The 19841-nt window shown below is 38.3% G+C and carries 19 protein-coding genes; 4 read left to right on the forward strand and 15 right to left on the reverse strand.

Going from position 1 to position 19841, the window contains the following annotated elements:
• Window positions 1-8: 8 nt before the first annotated feature.
• The gene (locus IQ276_RS13030; RefSeq protein WP_235115308.1) at window positions 9-863 is read left to right on the forward strand and encodes an IS5 family transposase; all 855 of its coding nucleotides are present in this window, start codon (window positions 9-11) and stop codon (window positions 861-863) included.
• On the opposite strand, the gene IQ276_RS13035 is transcribed toward IQ276_RS13030, so the two are convergent.
• From IQ276_RS13035 to IQ276_RS13045, 3 genes are all read right to left on the reverse strand, one after another.
• Window positions 838-1542, reverse strand: coding sequence for an NAD-dependent epimerase/dehydratase family protein (locus IQ276_RS13035; protein ID WP_255264322.1), 705 nt, complete (start codon window positions 1540-1542; stop codon window positions 838-840). The genes IQ276_RS13030 and IQ276_RS13035 overlap by 26 nt on opposite strands.
• Window positions 1543-1552: 10 nt before the next feature.
• On the reverse strand, window positions 1553-2833 hold the full coding sequence (locus IQ276_RS13040; RefSeq protein ID WP_193916839.1) for a nucleotide sugar dehydrogenase: 1281 nt from the start codon (window positions 2831-2833) through the stop codon (window positions 1553-1555).
• Between the two features lie 292 nt (window positions 2834-3125).
• Window positions 3126-3275 carry a hypothetical protein gene (locus IQ276_RS13045; protein ID WP_235115627.1) on the reverse strand — a complete coding sequence of 50 codons (150 nt, stop codon included), beginning with the start codon at window positions 3273-3275 and terminating at the stop codon, window positions 3126-3128.
• Between the two features lie 307 nt (window positions 3276-3582).
• Here IQ276_RS13045 and IQ276_RS13050 point away from each other — a divergent pair, with 307 nt between their 5' ends.
• Window positions 3583-3903 (forward strand): PadR family transcriptional regulator, encoded by a 321-nt coding sequence (locus IQ276_RS13050; RefSeq protein WP_235115628.1) that lies wholly within the window; start codon window positions 3583-3585, stop codon window positions 3901-3903.
• Between the two features lie 218 nt (window positions 3904-4121).
• Window positions 4122-5585 carry an FAD-binding protein gene (locus tag IQ276_RS13055; RefSeq protein ID WP_193916841.1) on the forward strand — a complete coding sequence of 488 codons (1464 nt, stop codon included), beginning with the start codon at window positions 4122-4124 and terminating at the stop codon, window positions 5583-5585.
• Between the two features lie 59 nt (window positions 5586-5644).
• On the opposite strand, the gene IQ276_RS13060 is transcribed toward IQ276_RS13055, so the two are convergent.
• The gene (locus tag IQ276_RS13060) at window positions 5645-6070 is read right to left on the reverse strand and encodes a protein tyrosine phosphatase family protein (RefSeq protein WP_193916843.1); all 426 of its coding nucleotides are present in this window, start codon (window positions 6068-6070) and stop codon (window positions 5645-5647) included.
• 142 nt (window positions 6071-6212) lie between these two features.
• On the opposite strand from IQ276_RS13060, the gene IQ276_RS13065 reads away from it, so the two are divergent.
• On the forward strand, window positions 6213-7400 hold the full coding sequence (locus tag IQ276_RS13065; protein WP_221704672.1) for a chromate transporter: 1188 nt from the start codon (window positions 6213-6215) through the stop codon (window positions 7398-7400).
• A 94-nt stretch (window positions 7401-7494) separates the two neighbouring features.
• On the opposite strand, the gene IQ276_RS13070 is transcribed toward IQ276_RS13065, so the two are convergent.
• From IQ276_RS13070 to IQ276_RS13120, 11 genes are all read right to left on the reverse strand, one after another.
• The gene (locus IQ276_RS13070; RefSeq protein WP_193916845.1) at window positions 7495-8607 is read right to left on the reverse strand and encodes a sensor histidine kinase; all 1113 of its coding nucleotides are present in this window, start codon (window positions 8605-8607) and stop codon (window positions 7495-7497) included.
• Window positions 8608-8669: 62 nt separating this feature from the next.
• Window positions 8670-9059, reverse strand: coding sequence for a hypothetical protein (locus IQ276_RS13075; protein ID WP_193916847.1), 390 nt, complete (start codon window positions 9057-9059; stop codon window positions 8670-8672).
• Complete coding sequence (locus IQ276_RS13080) at window positions 9060-9557, reverse strand: Rab family GTPase (protein ID WP_190881733.1); 498 nt, start codon at window positions 9555-9557, stop codon at window positions 9060-9062.
• Between the two features lie 17 nt (window positions 9558-9574).
• Window positions 9575-11362: an OmpA family protein gene (locus IQ276_RS13085; protein ID WP_193916849.1), complete on the reverse strand. Its 1788-nt coding sequence runs from the start codon at window positions 11360-11362 to the stop codon at window positions 9575-9577.
• A gap of 106 nt (window positions 11363-11468) precedes the next feature.
• Complete coding sequence (locus tag IQ276_RS13090) at window positions 11469-12074, reverse strand: hypothetical protein (protein ID WP_193916850.1); 606 nt, start codon at window positions 12072-12074, stop codon at window positions 11469-11471.
• Between the two features lie 177 nt (window positions 12075-12251).
• Complete coding sequence (locus IQ276_RS13095; protein ID WP_193916852.1) at window positions 12252-13895, reverse strand: DUF4091 domain-containing protein; 1644 nt, start codon at window positions 13893-13895, stop codon at window positions 12252-12254.
• A 79-nt stretch (window positions 13896-13974) separates the two neighbouring features.
• A complete protein-coding gene (locus IQ276_RS13100; protein WP_193916854.1) occupies window positions 13975-15111 on the reverse strand; it encodes a glycosyltransferase family 4 protein in 1137 nt (378 codons plus the stop codon).
• Between the two features lie 208 nt (window positions 15112-15319).
• The gene (locus IQ276_RS13105) at window positions 15320-16174 is read right to left on the reverse strand and encodes an IS5 family transposase (protein WP_235115308.1); all 855 of its coding nucleotides are present in this window, start codon (window positions 16172-16174) and stop codon (window positions 15320-15322) included.
• Window positions 16175-16239: 65 nt separating this feature from the next.
• On the reverse strand, window positions 16240-17268 hold the full coding sequence (locus IQ276_RS13110; protein WP_193917266.1) for an O-antigen ligase family protein: 1029 nt from the start codon (window positions 17266-17268) through the stop codon (window positions 16240-16242).
• Window positions 17249-18397, reverse strand: a complete 1149-nt coding sequence (locus IQ276_RS13115) for a glycosyltransferase (protein ID WP_193917268.1) — start codon at window positions 18395-18397, stop codon at window positions 17249-17251. Before IQ276_RS13115 ends, IQ276_RS13110 begins: the two co-directional genes overlap by 20 nt.
• Complete coding sequence (locus IQ276_RS13120; RefSeq protein WP_193917269.1) at window positions 18398-19729, reverse strand: phenylacetate--CoA ligase family protein; 1332 nt, start codon at window positions 19727-19729, stop codon at window positions 18398-18400.
• Between the last annotated feature and the right edge of the window lie 112 nt (window positions 19730-19841).

The raw sequence follows: 19841 nt of genomic DNA on the forward strand, positions 1-19841 counted from the left end.
CAATACTAATGGCGTATTCCAGCAACCTCACTGATGCAGAATGGGAAATTTTTGAACCCTTATTGCAAGAGATATTACCGACTAAGAAGCAGACTCGACCGACCAACTGGCCAAAGCGAGATATCTTCAATGGAATTCTCTATCAACTAAAAAATGGATGCAATTGGCAAGACTTACCTAAAGACCTCCCCCCTTATTCCACTGTATATTGGCACTACAAACAGTGGCGAGCAGCCGGGGTATTTGAGGAACTGATGAGTGTCTTACATGGACAAGTGCGTGAACAGGTAAAAAAAAAACCGCACTGGACGACATTGATCATCATTGACTCCCAAGCAGTGAAAAATACCTGCAACGCCAGTGTGGAGTCGAAAGGTTTTTGCTTCTACAAAGCCACCAACGGTATTAAAAGGCATTTGGCTATTGACACCCTTGGGTTTCCCTTTTTTACGCTCTGTACTCGCGCCAATGTCTCGGATGATGCCGGATTAATTGAGATGTTTACTCTCAACATCGACTACTTCAAGTCAAAACCTATCGATATTCCCAAGATTACTATCCTGCTAGATCATGGGTATCACCCAGAATATTTGACTCAGGAGTTAGAGCGAATTTACCCAGAGATCATGACCAAAATTCAGTTTCAACTTTCTACGAAACCCTCAAAACAAGAGAAAGCGGCACAAGGAAAATCTGGATTTGTTCCGGCAATAGCTAGATGGGTGATCGAACGCTCCAATGCTTGGATGGAGCGCTGTAAAATTCTGGTTAAGAACTTTGAACGAACCCTGGTTAGTGCCACTGCCAAACTCAATATCTGCTTCATCAGGCTAATGATTAAGAGGCTTGCAGCACCTTCTTAGATGTCAAATGGGTTCTATAAGTAAAATCTCGACGCATTTTACCGTAATTAAACACATCAATTGGCTGTTTTGCCAAAATTGCTTTAGTGAACAAAAACAGCGCCATATCTGGACGACCCCACGGCCCATAAACAGTAAAGAAGCGGAGTCCAGTTGTTGGTAAACCATATAAATGGCTATAACTATGAGCCATTAATTCGTTAGCTTTTTTAGTAGCAGCATATAAACTAACTGGATGGTCTACATTGTCATGAACAGAAAAAGGCATTTTAGTATTAGCACCATAAACAGAACTAGAAGAAGCAAATACTAAGTGCTGAACACCTGAATGACGACAACCTTCGAGAATGTTAATAAACCCCACTAAATTACTGTTTACATATGCATGAGGGTTCTTGATGGAGTATCGAACACCAGCCTGTGCTGCTAAGTTGACCACTACATCAAAGCGTTGTTCGGCAAAGAGTTCAGTTATTGCTACCGAGTCTGCCAAGTCCAGTTGATAAAAACTAAAACCTGGTCTTTCCTGTAATTGAGCTAAACGGTCTTTTTTCAGGAAGACATCGTAGTAATCATTGAGATTATCAAGACCAACAACTTCGTCACCCCTGGTCAATAGACGTTGGCTGAGGTGAAAACCAATAAAACCAGCAGCGCCAGTCACTAAAACCTTGACCATGATGTTTCTCCTATAAGCTCCAGTAATGAATATGGGGTGGTAGTATAGCTTTGCTAAAAATGGATTTGATATCCATCAGTACACCACCTGGACGCAAACAGTTCAGAAGTTGTTCACAAGGCATATCTAAATAAGCCTGATGACTGACTGCAAGTATTACCCCATCTAAATCACACAGGTTATCCCAATCCACTAAATCAATCCCGTATTCATGCTGTGCTTCATCAGGATCTACCAGAGGGTCGTGTAAGAGTGGTTCAATGCCAAATTGCTGCAACTCTTTTACCACATCTGGTATGCGACTATTGCGAATGTCAGGTACATTTTCCTTAAAGGTCAGACCGAGAATTCCTACCCGCGCTTCTTTAATGGACAGGTTGGCTTCAATTAAGAGTTTGACAAAACGCTGACCAAGGTAAGTACCCATACTGTCGTTAATTCGACGACCAGCTAGGATGACTTCGGGATGATATCCCAATTCTTCTGCTTTGGTGGTTAGATAGTAAGGGTCAACTCCAATGCAGTGACCACCAACAAGTCCTGGAGTGAATCGCAAAAAGTTCCATTTGGTGCCCGCAGCTGCCAAAACATCATGGGTACGGATACCAAGGCGATCGCATATTAGCGCGAGTTCGTTCATCAAAGCAATATTTAAGTCTCGCTGAGTATTCTCAATGACTTTGGCAGCCTCAGCTACTTTAATTGAGGAGGTGCGATAAACACCGGCATCAATAATAGCTGTGTAGACACTTGCAACTCGTTCTAGAGTTTCCGCATCTTCCCCAGCTACTACTTTGACAATTTTTTCTAGTGTATGAGCTTTATCACCCGGATTTATCCGTTCTGGAGAATAACCCAACTTGAAATCAACACCTGATCGTAAGCCTGATACTTTGGCCAAAGTTGCTTTGCAGATATCCTCGGTCACCCCTGGATACACTGTGGATTCATACACCACGATCGCTCCAGGTTGTAAGACTTTGCCAACGAGTTCAGAAGCTTTAATTAGCAAAGTCAAATCAGGATTATGGTTGCGGTCAACTGGGGTTGGAACGGCAATTACAAAAAAGTTTGTGTCTACTAAATCGTAGAGTTCTGAAGTGATAATTAGACTAGAGTTGATTAATTCATCGGTGGAAATTTGATTTGTGCGATCGATGCCTTGCTTTAAACTTTTAACTTTCTCTAAATTGATATCAAATCCAATAGTATTGGGAAATTTTTTAGCAAATGCTAGGGCAACAGGTAGACCAACGTAGCCAAGACCAATAACTGCAATGCGGTTGCTCATATCTCAACAGGGGTATATTCTGAATGTGTCATTAGTTATTTGTCATTTGTCATTTGTAAATACTTTTGAATAATGGCAAACGATGAAAAATAACCAGATTAAAGAATTTTCAAACAAATATGGTTTGTAGCTGATTCCAAATATTAGCTATTGTTTATTTTTGATTCCCATCTCAATTTTGTAGCACCGTTTTGTTGTTTGAGTCATGCCAAATTGGCGTAGCTTCTACAAATAAAAAGACATAATCACATCTACGAAATTCTCTACAAGTAGTTATTTTTATATGGACTTTCTATTGAATTTTGGAAAAAATCTGTACACTGATTGTGTGCCAATACTGTTCGGTTAAAAAAGAGACGCGATAAATCGCCGTCTCTACAACAATCAATTCTTTGTAGAGACGGGGATTTATCGCGTCTTTGTCATGTAAAATTTTGATCAAAAAACCTTAACCGAACTGTATTGGATTGTGTGCTTACTTTCTATCCTGAGCATAAGTCATTGCATAGATGCTACTGAAATGTTGTGTATGATGAATTACATGCAAAATTACCCGCTTTAGTGTCGATGCTGACATCCGTGCAGGGTATCTGTAGGAAAACCCGACAACACCCAGCCTGATATACGTGAAAATTAAACTCTAATACCAATTTCTAAAATCATTACGACAGATGGATTCACAAAACCTAGATTCAGAAAGCTATTCCCAATCCAAAATCCAAAATCTAAAATTCAAAATTGTATAAGTGTTGCAAAAGCCTTGCCCAATGGATGGAAGAGAGTTTTACTCAAGCTTAATTCGACTTCATATTCTGCATCATGCAGTTCAGGAGCCAATTTTTGGGCTGGGCATTATTGAAGAATTGGCACGCCACGGCTATAAACTCAGTGCAGGAACACTCTACCCAATGCTGCACGATATGGAGCGTAAGGGATATCTATATTCAGTTGAGGAAAGATCCGGGCGACAGAACCGGCGCCTCTACCGAGCTACCGATTTAGGAAAAATGACATTAGAGGATGCCAAAGAAAAGGTACGGGAATTATTTGGCGAATTGTTTGAGGAGTAGTGATAAGTGCTGAGTTACAGCCTTTTGCAAGTAAATAGTAATAGCCTTAACAGTATTTAACCGTATTTTTCATGGAATAATTGTATATTTTTTAATTTATGGCTGTGCCATAAAATTACACTTTTCACTTACTTAAATTCAAGTTTAGTTAAGTAAACGCTAAAAACTATCAGTGTGTTGACCTGAAAAAGCAACTATTACACTACCAAGTAAAAATTATGGGACAAAACACTTCACGTCGCTCAGTTTTACGAGGTTTGATTACCAGCACAATTGTTATCGGGTTTGATTTAACTACTCGTTCCTGGGTAACATCTGCCAGTGCCACATCTGTTTTTGAAAGCTTACCTCCCCTAGATGGAGTGCTTTACACTGATAATGCGACACTTGCTGATGCCAGTATAGATTTTGGTAATATTGTGCATCGTCAACCGCTAGCAGTACTTAAACCAGGCTCAATTGAGGATATTGTTCAAATTATTCAATTCGCTCGGACTTACAAGCTCAAAGTTGCCCCACGCGGTCAGGGTCACTCTACCTACGGTCAGTCACAAGTAGAAGCAGGCATTGTGATTGATTTAAGTACGCTCAACAAGATTCATTTCATTGGTACAGACCGAGCGATTGTTGATGCTGGCGTGGTATGGAGTCAGTTATTGCAACAGACACTTGTGCAGGGATTAACACCGCCCGTTCTCACTGATTACATCGAACTTTCTATCGGCGGTACTTTGTCAGTCGGAGGTATTGGTGGTGCAACTCATCGCTATGGTGTGCAAGTTGACAATGTTTTAGAACTGAAGGTAGTGACTGGTATTGGTCATCTCGAAACTTGTTCACTATCGTACAATCGCAATTTATGGGAAGCAGTACTAGCAGGGCTAGGTCAATGTGGAATTATCGTACAGGCAACTATTAAGCTAATTCCCGCCACTACCAATGCCCGTGTGTTTCAGTTGTATTATGACGATTTAGCTACCTTTACTCGTGACCAACGCGAAATCATCAATGATGAGCGCTTCAACTATGTAGAAGGTCAGTTAGTTTCTAATAATGCTGGTGGATGGCGTTATCTACTAGAAGCGGCTAGCTTTTACAGTCCTCCCTCTGTACCTAATAACAGTTTGTTACTTGCAGGCTTAAACTACACTCGTGGTACACAACAAATAGAGGATAAAACTTACTTTGATTTTCTCAACCGTTTAGCTCCTACAGTTGCCTTTCTCAAATCTATTGGTGTTTGGTCTTATCCTCATCCTTGGTTAAACCTGTTTGTCTCAGGTAGTGCAGTTAACAGTTTTGTTGGTGAAGTCGCTGCCAACTTAACGCTAGCTGACACTGGTCAAGGGCCAATTCTGCTGTATCCAGTTAAAACTAAACGCTTCGGGCTACCCAATTTCCGGGTTCCGAACGAGAAGGTTGTGTTTCTGTTTGCCATATTGCGAACAGCAGTACCACCAGACAATTCTGTAATTACAAAAATGCTCAATGATAATCGTAGACTCTTTGAGCAAAATCGTGATTTGGGTGGTTATCAATATCCTGTAAACGCCCTGTCCTTCTCCAAAAAGGATTGGCAGCAGCATTTTCGTCCAGTTTGGGGAAATCTGGTAAGTGCAAAGCGACGTTACGATCCAGATAATTTACTAACGCCAAGTCAGGGCATTTTTGTGAACTGTTAGCCCAAAGTTTTCCTCTCGTAGAGAGGAAAAGATGAGCGTAGGCGCGTTCTGTCCCCAGATCAAGGGAGGTTTTCCAAAAATTGTTTGAGGTGAGCTTGGTCTGGATTGATGTCAAGTTCCTTGGCTTTTGCTAAAACTTGTTCGCGGTTCAGTTGATGTTGAGTTGCAAAGGCAATGAGCGCCAAAGCGCTGGCTCGTCCGCCTACACCACAATGAAAATATACAGGAGTCGGTAATTGCTGTAGTTCTGAGAGAACTGTTGCTGTCGAGTTATCGTTGGCTTGGGTTGGCTTGAGTGGAACATTGACATATTCCAGTCCTACGGCTTGAGCCTGTTGCTGTTCGTCTGCTAATGCTCCAGTTTCATCGAGCGATCGCAAGTTAACCACAGACTTATACCCCTGATCAACAAGTTGTTTTAGCGTCTCTGGTGTTGGCTGTCCACCGGCTGAAAACTCATCGCTCACCTTTTTAATATCACTCATACATACTCCATAAACTCGATTGCATTACCGTATTTTATATTCAATGGCATGGTAACATGGATTAACTTCTCAGTATATAGATTTTCGATATCGAATTTCGATATATTGATGCTGTCAACATCATTAAATCAGGAAAACCACAGTGACTCAGGAAGCTGAGGATATCCAGAAATCCGATAATGCTCTGACTCCCACACAGCAGAAGCAGCGATTAAGGGAACTGGCAATGGTGTTTTTGCGATTGGGGGCGATCGCCTTTGGTGGTCCGGCTGCCCACATCGCCATGATGGACAATGAAGTGGTGAATCGTCGTCAGTGGATGAGCCGGGAAAAACTGCTAGATTTACTGGGGATTACGAATTTGATTCCAGGCCCCAACTCAACGGAATTAGCAATTCACATCGGCTACGAACGAGCCGGATGGCGCGGTTTACTGGTTGCAGGAAGTTGCTTTATTTTGCCTGCGATGCTGATTGTTTGGGGATTAGCCGTCATTTATGGCCGCTATCAAACTGTTCCCCAAGTGGAATGGCTGCTTTATGGAATTAAGCCTGTAATTATTGCCGTCGTGCTTCAGGCTGTGTGGAATCTGGGTAAAAAGGCAGCCAAAGATGCGCCAACAATTATTGCAGGGGTGGCCGCAATCGCCGCCTATTTTGCTGGATTGAATGAAATTTTGGTGCTGATTTTGCTAGGTATTGCTGTTATGCTGCTGAAGAATTGGCAAAGCAGAGGACGTATAACGGGAGCATTCCTATTACCCTTTTCAGGTGTTTTGGCTCAGGTTAGTAGTACAGCAGCAGTCACATCTGTTAGTTGGATTAATGTCTTTTTCTTCTTTCTCAAAATTGGGTGTGTTCTCTATGGCAGTGGTTACGTGTTGCTGGCATTTCTGCAACGGGAATTGGTTGAGCGCAACCACTGGCTTACGTCACAGCAGCTTTTAGATGCGGTGGCGATCGGGCAATTTACACCAGGGCCTGTTTTCACCACTGCAACATTTATTGGCTATTTGCTAGCAGGAAATGCTGGGGCGATCGCTGGTACAATCGGTATTTTCTTACCAGCTTTTGTACTGGTGTGGGTAGTTAATCCTTGGGTTTCTAAGTTGCGTCAATCTCCTTGGGCAAGTGGATTTTTGGATGGCGTGAATGCGGCTTCTCTGGGATTAATGGCAGGAGTTACCTACACATTAGGACAAGCTGCACTGGTGGATTGGTTGACAATTACTATGGCGATTGTGAGTGCGATCGCTGTGTTCCGATTTAAAATCAATTCTGCTTGGTTAGTGCTAGCAGGAGGAGCGATCGGACTTGCCTCACGTATGTAGCATTGGGCATGGGGCATTGCGAGTGTGGGAGGGGTGGGAAGCTTTTTTATAATCTCCCCCTGCCTCCCCTGCCTCCCCTGCCTCCCCTGCCTCCTCATCCCCTCCTTGGCAAGCGGAACCAAAATCTAGAACCACCTTCGGGACGGGGTAAATAACCAATACTACCTCCCCAACGTTCTAGTGTGATTTTACAAAAATAAAGACCTAAACCTGCTTTGCCTGATTTATCTTTGCCTTGGGAAAATTTTTGAAATAAATTTTTGACCATTTCTGGTGGTACGCCTGAACCGCGATCGTCTACATTAACTAAAACATATTCTCCATCAAGTTGGAGACTAATAGTTACAGTAGAATCTTGAAAACTGTAACGATAAGCATTTTCTACTAAATTAGAAATCACTCTATCCAAACGAGATTTTTCTCCAATAACTGTCCAGTCTATTGTCATGTCAATTTGCTTATCAAGCTCTAACTGTATATTTTTCAGGTAAAAAGTAGGCTTTAAAAACTCAATTACTTCTTGTATACAAGTTACAATATTTGGTGTATCCTGAATATCAACATGAGAATTTTCTAGTAAAATTACTTCATGAGAAAAAATATCTAAAATATCCTTAATTAACATCTCTTGCTTTAAACACTGCTGCATTCCAATTTCTAAGTAGTCTTTACCTTTAGGTGTTAATTTTTCAAATTCTAGTAGTGATAAACAACCATTGATAGCACTTAGTTGTCCTGCTATATCATGCATAATACAATGGAGCAAAACATCTTTTTTTTGATTATCTTTGAGCAATTGATGATAGATTAATTGATATTCTCTACCTTTTTGTATAAGATATTGCTTATCTTCATAAGTCTCTTCTAATAGCTCAATCAATAAAATTTTTCTGTTATTCACAAAAATTGCATAAGCTTCAAATTGATATTCTTGTCCAGTTCTATCTATTTCAGTCCACAAACCTGAACTGAGTTTTTTACCACTATTATTCATCCAAAATTCTTCAGCATCAATTAAAAAATTTTTTAAAAAGCAAAATTTTTCCTGTGGTATTGATATGTTCATTCCTGAGATTAATTTCTTATGACAAACTTGATTTAACCAATCAGGTGTATTACCAATAATTTTAAACAAACCTGCGTTAATATACTCTAAAGTTAGAATGTTTAAAGCACCCAGCACATCATTTATAATAGATGTATTCATAATTTAATTTTTGGATGATTAATTAATTTTGATTGCAGCTAAATAATATAGTTATTTAATAGTTATTTATTTAATTTTTCTTGTAAAAGAATAAACTCATTAGCTTTTTGTTGAGTAGCGAAGAGGTGCTTTTCATCGCAGCTACTATCTAACAGCAATACCCAATCTCCTTCCTTTGTAGGGAATATATGAACGTCTGCACAACTGCCATACTCTGTTTTGATAAATGGCAGAAATAAGGAATTATCCTCTAATGGTAGTAACCCTTCCAGAAAACAAACTTGCTCTTTGATATTTTCTCCTTTACTAAGGTTAGTAATTCCATATTCTGCTAACTTACCTCCCCAATCCAATAGGCTACCATCTTTATTCACCAACAGATAGGCAAGAGAACGTTCTGTTGTGAGAAAATTGAGAAGATAGGTAATCACAGAAGTAGGGACATCTAGCATTTAGCAATCCAAGATTTTCTTAGCAAGAGTTTGAAAAATTTCTTCTACACCGAGTCCATTTTTGGCACTTGTTTTAATCACAGTCCAACCCTTTTCGATAACATCATCTATTTCAGCAGGTTCAATTTCCCATTCATCTGTAATGTCCCATTTGTTCATCACCAAAATAAATGGAACCTTACCAATGGCATCTTCTACTCTTGTTTGTAGATCAAAAGCTTTTTCTAAAGTATTACGTCTTGTACCATCTACAACTAATAAATAACCAGCACAACCCCGTAAATAAGACATTCGTATTTTCTGAAATTCGTCTTCTCCATAGAGATCCCAAAGGATAAGGTTTAACTTATTTTCTTCAATATCTAGAATTTTTTTATCAATCTTTACACCCACAGTAGTATGGTATTTTTCAGAAAAAATACTGTGGACAAACCTCGATATTAAACTAGTTTTACCTGTAGCAAATGCACCTATCATACAAATTTTTTTCTGGAGAATCATAAAATGATATAAATTTAGTCAGACTGATCAGCTATAAATACTTTAAAAGATACTCGACGGCTACTAATATTTTGAGATTCTGATGTTACTTGTGGCTTGAAAGGTTGGCTAGAACTTACACCCATTGCTTTAAGTTGTTTTGTATTGATTCCTTGGGATTTTAAATAAGATAGAATTTTATCAGCGCGGGCTTGACTGAGGAGCATATTTGTTTGCTCTGTCCCGGTACTATTAGTATGTCCAATTATTTTAATTTGCACCTTTTTCTCCAAATACTTAGCAATGTCTAGAAACTTGCGTGTTGATAGGGTTAAATTACGTAGCTTGGTAACTTCACCAGAATTCAGTTCATCAGTTCCTTCTACAAAAAACAATATTTTTTGTTCTATTTGTTTTTTATATAACTCTAATTGACTAAGTTCTATTTCTACAAGATTTTTATCCTGAATTTGAGTAATGCCGGGAATAAAATGGCATAATTTCCGTGCTTCTAAAATCCATTGACGAGATGCATAACCTGTGATGTGTAGAATACCGTTTTTATCAACTTGTAGTGATACACTTGTGGGCGGACGTAACAATTCTTTAACTCTTTTCGTAGAAAATTGTGCTTCCAAAGACAAGTAAGGTTGCCATTGGCTGATTACTGTTTTGGGGTTGAGATTTGTTTGCTGTATAAGTGTATTGGGATCTACTGCTAAAGGATCGCGCATTCCCCAGATAAAGTATTTACCAAAACTTTGCTTGGAGTTAATCACAACAATTCCTGGCTGAGAGTTGAGTTTTTGGAGATAGGCTTGCCAGCGGAGTTGTTCTCGAATGCTAAAAAAGCCCCAAGTTCCACAAGCGATCGCCATTGCACTTAAGATAATCCAAGCATAAGTATAATTTTTTTTAGCAGCAGATTTATATTGAACTACCAGGCAAGCTTCTAGATCGGGCTTAGTTAACTCAAATGATTCTGTATCTCCGGCAAAATTTTTAATTTCTCTACTAAATTTGAGATGAATTTTTTCGATTGCTTCTTGTAAAACTAACCTTAATTCTTGGGGAGGATTTCCCCGAATCATCGCTGCTATTAACGCTTGTGGTCCCTCTTCAATCCAAATTATGACTTCTCCAAAGCGTAAACTTTTGATCCCATCTCCTTTTTGGACATTAAACGAATCTTTGATAAAATCTTGGATAGCTGTCAACATAGCAGCTACTAAATCTGGATCTTGAATCGCAACCTGCTTTGTTACTAAATGTTGAAGTAATAATCCAGATTCTTTATGAATCAGAAATATTTGTTCCACTCGGTAAACTAGCGTCCGTAGCAGCACAATTTCGGCAAATGATTTTCCTGTGCGTTGGGCTTCTAATCTCCACTGAAAACTTTGTGGAGACAAGCTATGTTCTAGAGTTTGATTCAGAGATTGAGTCATTTGCTCAAGAGCTGTAGAAATTGCCTTACGAGTAGCTGGCCCAATAACTGGAAATAATGTATCTGCAAGCACATTATGGTCTTGTTTAACAGAAACTTGAATGGCTTCTTCGACAGTTGACACCATTACTTCTCCAAGTTGTTTATCTTGCTTTGAGCGCAGAATTACAGCTTCTGGAAGCATGTCGCTAATATCTTCTGGTTGAATTTCAGGGTTTTCTAGTCGCTCATAAAATCTTTCAAGTTTAGTCGGCTCAATATCCAGCAGCAAACTACGGAGTATAGTTAATTCATCCTTGATTTCAGAGGTTTGGCTGTTCCTGTTCAAACGTTCAGGAGATACTTTTGGTATTTGGTTTATCGAAGAATCATTCATTACCAAAATCTCCAAATTCACAATTATTATGAAGTAACATTCTGTTGTTAATAGGAGAACTATGCTGATGCTAAAATATTCTACTTTTTACTTCCTAATTTTGAGTTTAAGACTTGTTTTCTGCGTTCAAGCGGACAGCTAATTCTGTAAACATAGCCGCAAGATTAGAACGATCAGTTTTGTCCCTGCGAAGCTCTTGAGCTTCACGATCTAGTAAAGCTAAAATTTCCTCAGATTTTTTTTGAATATCATCTTGTAAGCTTTTCGATTGTTTGAGAATTTGCTCACGTAACTCTCGTTGTGTATTCGTAGTTTGTTCATCAAATTGAGTAAACTTCTTTTCTAAAGTTATAGTTATACTTTTATTCTCTTCTGCAACCGCTCTCACCTGCTCATCACGTTCTGTCTGCTCATTTTTTAGGCGCTGTGTTAAGGAATCAACTTCTTGTTTGACATAATTTTCTAAAGAATCTAGGCGTTTTTTAGTCTCATCTCGCACGCTACTAACTTCCTGAATTAATCGTTCTTCTAGGCGGGTAAATCTTTTTTCGATATCTCGGATGTGATTGCCAACAAGAATTTCTCTAACTTTATCTAAATTTCTACTTTCGCTAATGCTATTACTAAATTGCAGATCATTTATTGCTGAATTCGATCCTTGTTGTTCTAGATTCAAGGAATTATGATTCATGTATTCTTCTGGTGGATTCATATTTTTAATTCCTTTTGAAACTAAATCTGGCTTTGGTTGTTAGTGGTGATACTATACTTATAGTGTAGACACTAACTAAGTATAAAGTATATTTAAACACGAAAAAAATATATCCACTTGGATATATTAAAAAATATCTAAATTTTAGTCAAAGGAATGATAAATTTTTCAAGATACTTATTGAGAAGAGAGTCTATGTATTTCCTCCCCCAACTGTCGCCGGACTGATTCCAGTAAATTTGTATCCCGCGTCCAGTGCTTCCAGTCAAGGCCGACACGCCGAGCTAATGGAAACGCCCAGTGTTGGCGATGGCGATTTTTAAGTATTTCGAGATACTCGTAGTCTTCTACCCCTTCTCTGAGCCACTTCAGTCTTATAGAAGGAACAACTCCTTTAATACCTACCTGTTTCCCCGGATAAAACAACATCCCTTCACCAGGAAAATAGTGTTTGTATTTTTTCTGGAAATAAGTTTGAACGTCCTTCCAAGGGTCTTTTGTCCATAAGTCAACTCGCCAGTATAAAATTCCTGTTATCCCAAGGCTTTGGCTAATGAAGCCTGGATGAATTCTGTAGTTTATTGGTTCAAAATCTATCTGCCATTTGGGAGAGTACCCATCTTGTACCAAAGCGTTGTAAGACCAAACTTTATCTCCTTTTTGCAAAACCTCAGTAATTCGTTCAGGAGCTTCATCATAGGATTCTGGTAATACTACCCATATATCTACGGCTGAACGTCCAGTTCCGGAACCATCATCATAAAGCGTAGGTGTGGGAGTCATTGCTAAAGCGGTTGCGATTCCAGCTTGATGAAAATTTCGCGCCCATTGTTTTACTGGTTCAATTAAATTTGCACAGTTATCAATTTCATCGGCATATCTGGCGTAGAGAAATAAACGAGATTCATGTTTAGCAGCAGTAGTTTTAATCTTTTTGAGAGAAGGTGCTGGAGCCATTTTACAAGTACTAACGTTAGCCCCACTCCAAAAAGGAAGACCCCGAGAACCCAGTCCCCACTGGTTGATTAACTCAGGTTCATCTGCTGGATTAAAATGGGCATCAGGCATTAATTTATGTTTGAGAAGTTCTATCATGTCGCTTTTATCTTGATGTTCATAGAATGTGAACTCAGAACTAAGCGATGGTTTGATTGGCAACTCAAAATTCCAAACTTTCAAGTGGATTTTACCCGCGATCGCTCCTTGATCGCTGGTAACGGTAAAAGTCCCTTGATAGTCACCAGTTTGAGTGCCACGGGGTACAAAAATATCTACCCAAATGGGTTGGTTATTCCCAGCTTTCAGATTGAATGGAACAGCGTCTAACTCGGCATCTTTAATATCTTTTTTGTTTTCAGGGTTAATAAATGGAATGAGTCCGTCTGCATACCATCCAGTACCTAAAGATAGATTGGTACTGCCTTTTTTGTTGGGGCTGGAATGAGTAACGCGAACGTAATGTTCACGGTACAGTGTAATGTTTGTATTTGAAATTATTCGATTATTTGAAGCAGACAAATCTGAAACCACAACATTGACATTTGTCAAGCCACTATTGGGTGCGCGAATTGCTATCTGAAAGGGTTCATATTCTCCACGTGCCGCGTACAAATCAATTTCGGTTTTAGTTCCTGGTGGGTCTTTTTGGTTTATTCTTTCTAGATTTGAAGCCACCCATACAAAAGGGCGATCGCCTAAGGATGGATTATTAGCTAATAAACCAATAGTTGAACAAGCAAATAAAGTAAATACGGTCGCCAATATTCCTAAGATAAGTTTTATGTTGTTAACAAATCTTGTCTTCCTGTTTAAAAGAGACATTTTAAATTTTCCTGATTCAAATATTATTCCAGCGATAAATATTTTTGGGATGTTAGTAAATAATTATGTTTATTCAAAATCATTCATAATTCATAATTATTTGGTTATACAGTGACTCGTATTCAGCCACAATAGAGTCTAAAGAAAAGCATTTAATCACTCTTGCGCGTGCCGCTTTTCCTAAGCTTTCTCTGCCTTCTTTTCCTATATCGATTAATGCTTGCCAAGCATTTGCTAATGCTTCTGGATTCCTTGGGGGGACGACTTTTCCAGTATCACCGACAATCCAACCTGAATCTCCCACATCTGTTACCACACAGGGAACACCACAAGACATAGCTTCACCAATTACATTGGGAAAACCTTCTCCAGATGAAGAGGAAGAGCCGATATCTAAAGCAGCGGTTAAACGGGACACATCATGACGTTCACCTAGTAGATTTATGTGGTTAACAAGCCCTAATTCATGGATTAGTTCAGATAAAATTGGATTTTGCCAATCAACTTTATTGCCAGCAAGAACAAATTGGACGTTGGAATATTTTTTAACTAGTAATGTGGCGGCTTGAAGAAAATTAAAATGATCTTTAATGGGATGATAACGACCTATCAAACCAATCAACAAAGTATTTTCAGAGGTATTTAGTTCTGAACGAACACTGAGGCGAGCCTCTGTTGATGGGGTAAATTTTTCTGTTTCAAATCCGTTGGAAATTACACAGGTTTTATCAATAGAATACCCAATTTTTTCATGCTGTTTAGAACTATTTTGAGAGTTATAAATAATTTTTCTAGGCAAGTGAGAAAATCTGGCACATAGTTTAATAATAATATTTGTTCCTGGTTTCTCTAACTCTAAAGAATACAAGGAATGACGTACATTCCAGATAACAGGCACTTGTCTGAATATAAAAACTTTGGCAACCTGTGCAGCTAAATTTCCATGATACATCCAACCTTGAATTAAGTCAGGTTTGAGTTCACGTACTATGTGAATCATTCGCCAAATGTTAACTAGTTTGAGCTTTCCTTGTTTCATTCCAATGGTGTAAACAGGAATGCCTAAATTTGCAATGCGATCGCCCCATGTGCCACTATCTATTAAAGAAACAACAACTGGATTAAAACGCTGTCGATCCATCCTGGAAAGAAGTTTATAAAGCATGACTTCAGCACCACCCGTGGAGAGTCCGGTAATGATATAAATAATTTTCATAATTGATGTCCTAATTTCAATTTTTGCTCTAACCGACTTGCTCCAGTCATCGCAGCCATGAATGAAAACATGATCAGGATATAGCGCTCCTCTAAAACGTTATGGCTAAATAGTCCCCAGAGAAGAATAAAAGCAGCAAAAGCTAAGCCAATATATTTAGTTTCTCCACGGGCGTGCTGTGTTACTGCATATAGAACCCATTTGACATCTAAGAAGGTGCTGCAAGCCTCTTAATCATTAGCCTGATGAAGCAGATATTGAGTTTGGCAGTGGCACTAACCAGGGTTCGTTCAAAGTTCTTAACCAGAATTTTACAGCGCTCCATCCAAGCATTGGAGCGTTCGATCACCCATCTAGCTATTGCCGGAACAAATCCAGATTTTCCTTGTGCCGCTTTCTCTTGTTTTGAGGGTTTCGTAGAAAGTTGAAACTGAATTTTGGTCATGATCTCTGGGTAAATTCGCTCTAACTCCTGAGTCAAATATTCTGGGTGATACCCATGATCTAGCAGGATAGTAATCTTGGGAATATCGATAGGTTTTGACTTGAAGTAGTCGATGTTGAGAGTAAACATCTCAATTAATCCGGCATCATCCGAGACATTGGCGCGAGTACAGAGCGTAAAAAAGGGAAACCCAAGGGTGTCAATAGCCAAATGCCTTTTAATACCGTTGGTGGCTTTGTAGAAGCAAAAACCTTTCGACTCCACACTGGCGTTGCAGGTATTTTTCACTGCTTGGGAGTCAATGATGATCAATGTCGTCCAGTGCGGTTTTTTTTTTACCTGTTCACGCACTTGTCCATGTAAGACACTCATCAGTTCCTCAAATACCCCGGCTGCTCGCCACTGTTTGTAGTGCCAATATACAGTGGAATAAGGGGGGAGGTCTTTAGGTAAGTCTTGCCAATTGCATCCATTTTTTAGTTGATAGAGAATTCCATTGAAGATATCTCGCTTTGGCCAGTTGGTCGGTCGAGTCTGCTTCTTAGTCGGTAATATCTCTTGCAATAAGGGTTCAAAAATTTCCCATTCTGCATCAGTGAGGTTGCTGGAATACGCCATTAGTATTGGATTTTAGATGCTGAGGAGTACCTTAATTCAAAACCTCACAAGATGTCAAATGGGTTCTATACTAATAGAGGTAGAATCAAAGTGCCGATAACTCCATGATCGGCCATATAATATAAGTACATATTGTGTGTAGATATTTCCATATTCCACGTTAGAGTTGAGCCAATTCCATTACCTAAAAAAGGATGTTTAGTAAACATCTGCCAAGCTAATTGAGCCACTTCTAAACGTGAATCAGCGGAATCTTCAGAATCAGAAGCTGAGATATTTTGAAACCATGCAATTCTTTCCAGTGAATTGGGATTCAAATTGAAATTTTGCAATAATTCTTCCCACCATTGTGAACCTAAGCTGATAATAAAAGCTCCTGTTCCCAAAGTCCAATAAAGTAATTTGTTCAAATGAAGTATACGGGCGATCGTAAAAATAAAAACTGTCACTAACCAGCCAAGAATAGCACCCCTTGAAAATGTCAAGAGAACCCCAATACCGACGAGAGAGACAAAAAGTAAACGATATATTGGCTGTAATATACTTACACTAAAAATCATCCCAAGTATCAACGCACAGCCATTACTATTGGGATTTAAGTAAAATCCAGTAGCGCGGCCACCATTACCTAATGAGCTAAATGCAACAGGGTTAAAAAATTCGTAAATGTTGTTAAGTACAGCCATTAATACTGCTAAAAATATAGCCCATCGAGTCAAGTAATGGATTGTCGTATTTCGAGAGAATATTAATGTCATTGTGATGATAAAAATCACTGTTAAAATTCGTTTTCTTAATTCTTCAAAAGCAAGTTCTCCAGATGATGAAAATAGTAAGAACCACAATAATGAGATAAAAATAAAACCAAAACACCAAATAATCACAGAAAGTGGTATGCACTTATTCTGTGAGAAAAGTAATGGAATGGAAGCTATAGCAAAACCTAAGATCCAATATAAAGGAGGTTGAGAAACAATACCTGATGTATATAAATACGAATTAATATCTGTGAAAAAGGTGAAAATAGCACCTATGGCTAGGGCACATTGATAATAAAATAGAAAATCAAATTTTTTATTTAGAGATTGATTCATGGGATAAAGCAAGTAAAGCAGCTTGGGTTTTCAAGACTAATTTAGCTACTGAAAACTGGTCAATTATTCGCTGTCGAATTTGAGTGCGATCGCAACCATTAATATTAAAATTTTCTATTAATGTCTTGAGCGCAATTTTTAAAGCTTCTGGATTTTTAGGAGGTACTACTACATCGGGATTTCCAACAATCAAAGCTGAATCGCCTACATCTGTCACCACACAAGGAACACCGCAGGCCATCGCTTCTCCAATTACGTTGGGAAATCCTTCTGTATAAGACGAAGAAGCAGCGATATCTAAGGCGTTGTAGATTGCAGGCATATCTGCACGCGCTTTTTCCCAGATAACTTTCTCAGAAATACCTAGCTGATAAGTTAGTTCATGCAATTCCCGTGTATAGTGTTCTGAACCACTACCTACGCAAACAAAATACACGTTCTGGCTATCTTCACACAGTAATGCTGCTGCTTTAAGAAATGTCGGATGATCTTTTCTTAAATCTAGTCGCCCCACTAATCCAATCAAAATTGTATCTTCTGAAATCCCCCACTGCGATCGCACTTTTTTTCTAGCTTCTAAGTCAGGCTGAAAAAGTTCGATATCAATACCATTAGAAATTACCATCATTTTATTTGCAGGGAATTTATAAGCGAGATAGTATGTTCTACCAGCATAAGAATTAACAATTATCAGGTTACTAAAATGGGATAAAAGACACTCTAACTGAAAGATGAAACGCCCTAACCAATCAAAAAAATTAGAATCACTATTAGAATTACGTAATCCCCAAACTATGGCGGTTGAGGGAAAAAACGGCTTTAAAAAGATAGTGAGCAAATTTGGTGTTCCACCATATCCATGCAACACATCGGGATTTATACGTTGAAGATGTTGAACAAGATGCCAAAAGAAGCCAAATAAATGCCATCGTCCTTGTTTTTCTAAATAAATTATCGGGATATCACTGTTTTTTAAGTCTTTATCTAAAGATAATGAACCACCAGTGTAAAAACATAAAACGCTTACATCAAACCATTGTTTATCCAGAGCTTTTGCTAGTGTGACTAATTGCCTTTCTGCTCCTCCATAATTCAAATCTCGAATCAGAAATACAATCTTCTTTTTCATTTAATTAACCTCGGAAATTGTGTAGCGGTATTTGCCAGAGTGATTTACAGAAATGTGATTTACAAATTCAAAATCTACTACACAATCCTTACCCATCATCAGCTTGCATTTGGCGACAATATCATCAAGCTCTTCAGTGAGATAATCAGAATTAGATTTAATAATTTTGATGGTAATTTCTAAGTAGCTTTTTTGAATAATTTGAAATTTATGCACCCAATCTTTGAAGTATAGAAGATGAGTAAAATATTCCCCATCTATTAAAGTTCCATTTTGAGTTTTAAAAATATCAACATTTCTACCGGAAACTTTTTCTAATATTTGTCCAGATTTATATTCAGGAGATAAAGTGCCGCGATCGCCAATTTTATAACGAATCAGCGGCATAGCAAAGTTCGTGAGAGAAGTAATCAAAATATTACCTTCAACTCCTGTCGGCACAGGGTTATTGTCATCATCAACAATTTCAATATAATTACCCCAAGGAGCTACCCACAATCCTTGCTGTCCTGGTTTTTCACAAGCTACATCGCTGACTTCTCTAGAACCATAACGATTAAATACTTGGCACTGAAATACACTCTCAATCTTTTGCCGCATCCAACTATAAAGTGTCCCAGCAGAAGTGATAATTGCCTTTTGAGGAACAAGTTTAATTTGTTCATTTTCAGCAAATTTTGCTAATTCATAAATTGCCTGAGCGTAGGCAACAATCAACTTTGGTGGTTTTGTATTCAGCAATTTTAGAAAATCTCTCATTTTTTGAGGAGTCATCTGAAAGGCATTCATATATGTAGTATTTCTCAAAAAATTAAAAAAGTTTGCCTTCCATCCCATCGTGCCATTAAAAATGTCTTTTTCTGAACCCCATAAACGTACTTCTGGCTCTCCTAATTCTCGCCCAACTAAATAAGAATAAAATAAGCTAATTGCTGTAGAATGGTCATTATATTCAGCATCTTGAATTAACTTAATCGGTTCTCCAGTTGAACCACCTGATGTATTGAAATACCACTGACGTTGTGCTAAATCTGTAGATTTTAGTTGTTCAAAGTTGGCACGAATAATATCTTTTGTGAGAATTGGTAATTGATAAAGATATAGTTCTGGTTTTTGCTCAATAATTGCATCATTAGGCAGGCTATTGATTAGTTGGGCATAGTATGGAACTGATTGATGACAGTGAATTAGGAGCTTTGTTAGCAAGCCTCTAGTGATGTCAATGGAGATATTAGATAAACTTTCTTTGACGAATTGATTATAAAGTTGAGGAAAATAGTAATTTCTAGAAGAGGCATAATTGAAGTAAATAAATTTTCGGATATTCATCATAAAAGGTTTTTAAAATTACTATAAGTTTTAGAACTTTATGAAAAAATGAACCGCAAATTAGACAGATGAATAGATAAATATTGTGTATTTAAAGAAAGTATTTTTTTCTATT

Origin of the sequence: Desmonostoc muscorum LEGE 12446 (assembly GCF_015207005.2) — a bacterium.
Taxonomy (GTDB): Bacteria; Cyanobacteriota; Cyanobacteriia; order Cyanobacteriales; family Nostocaceae; genus Nostoc; species Nostoc muscorum.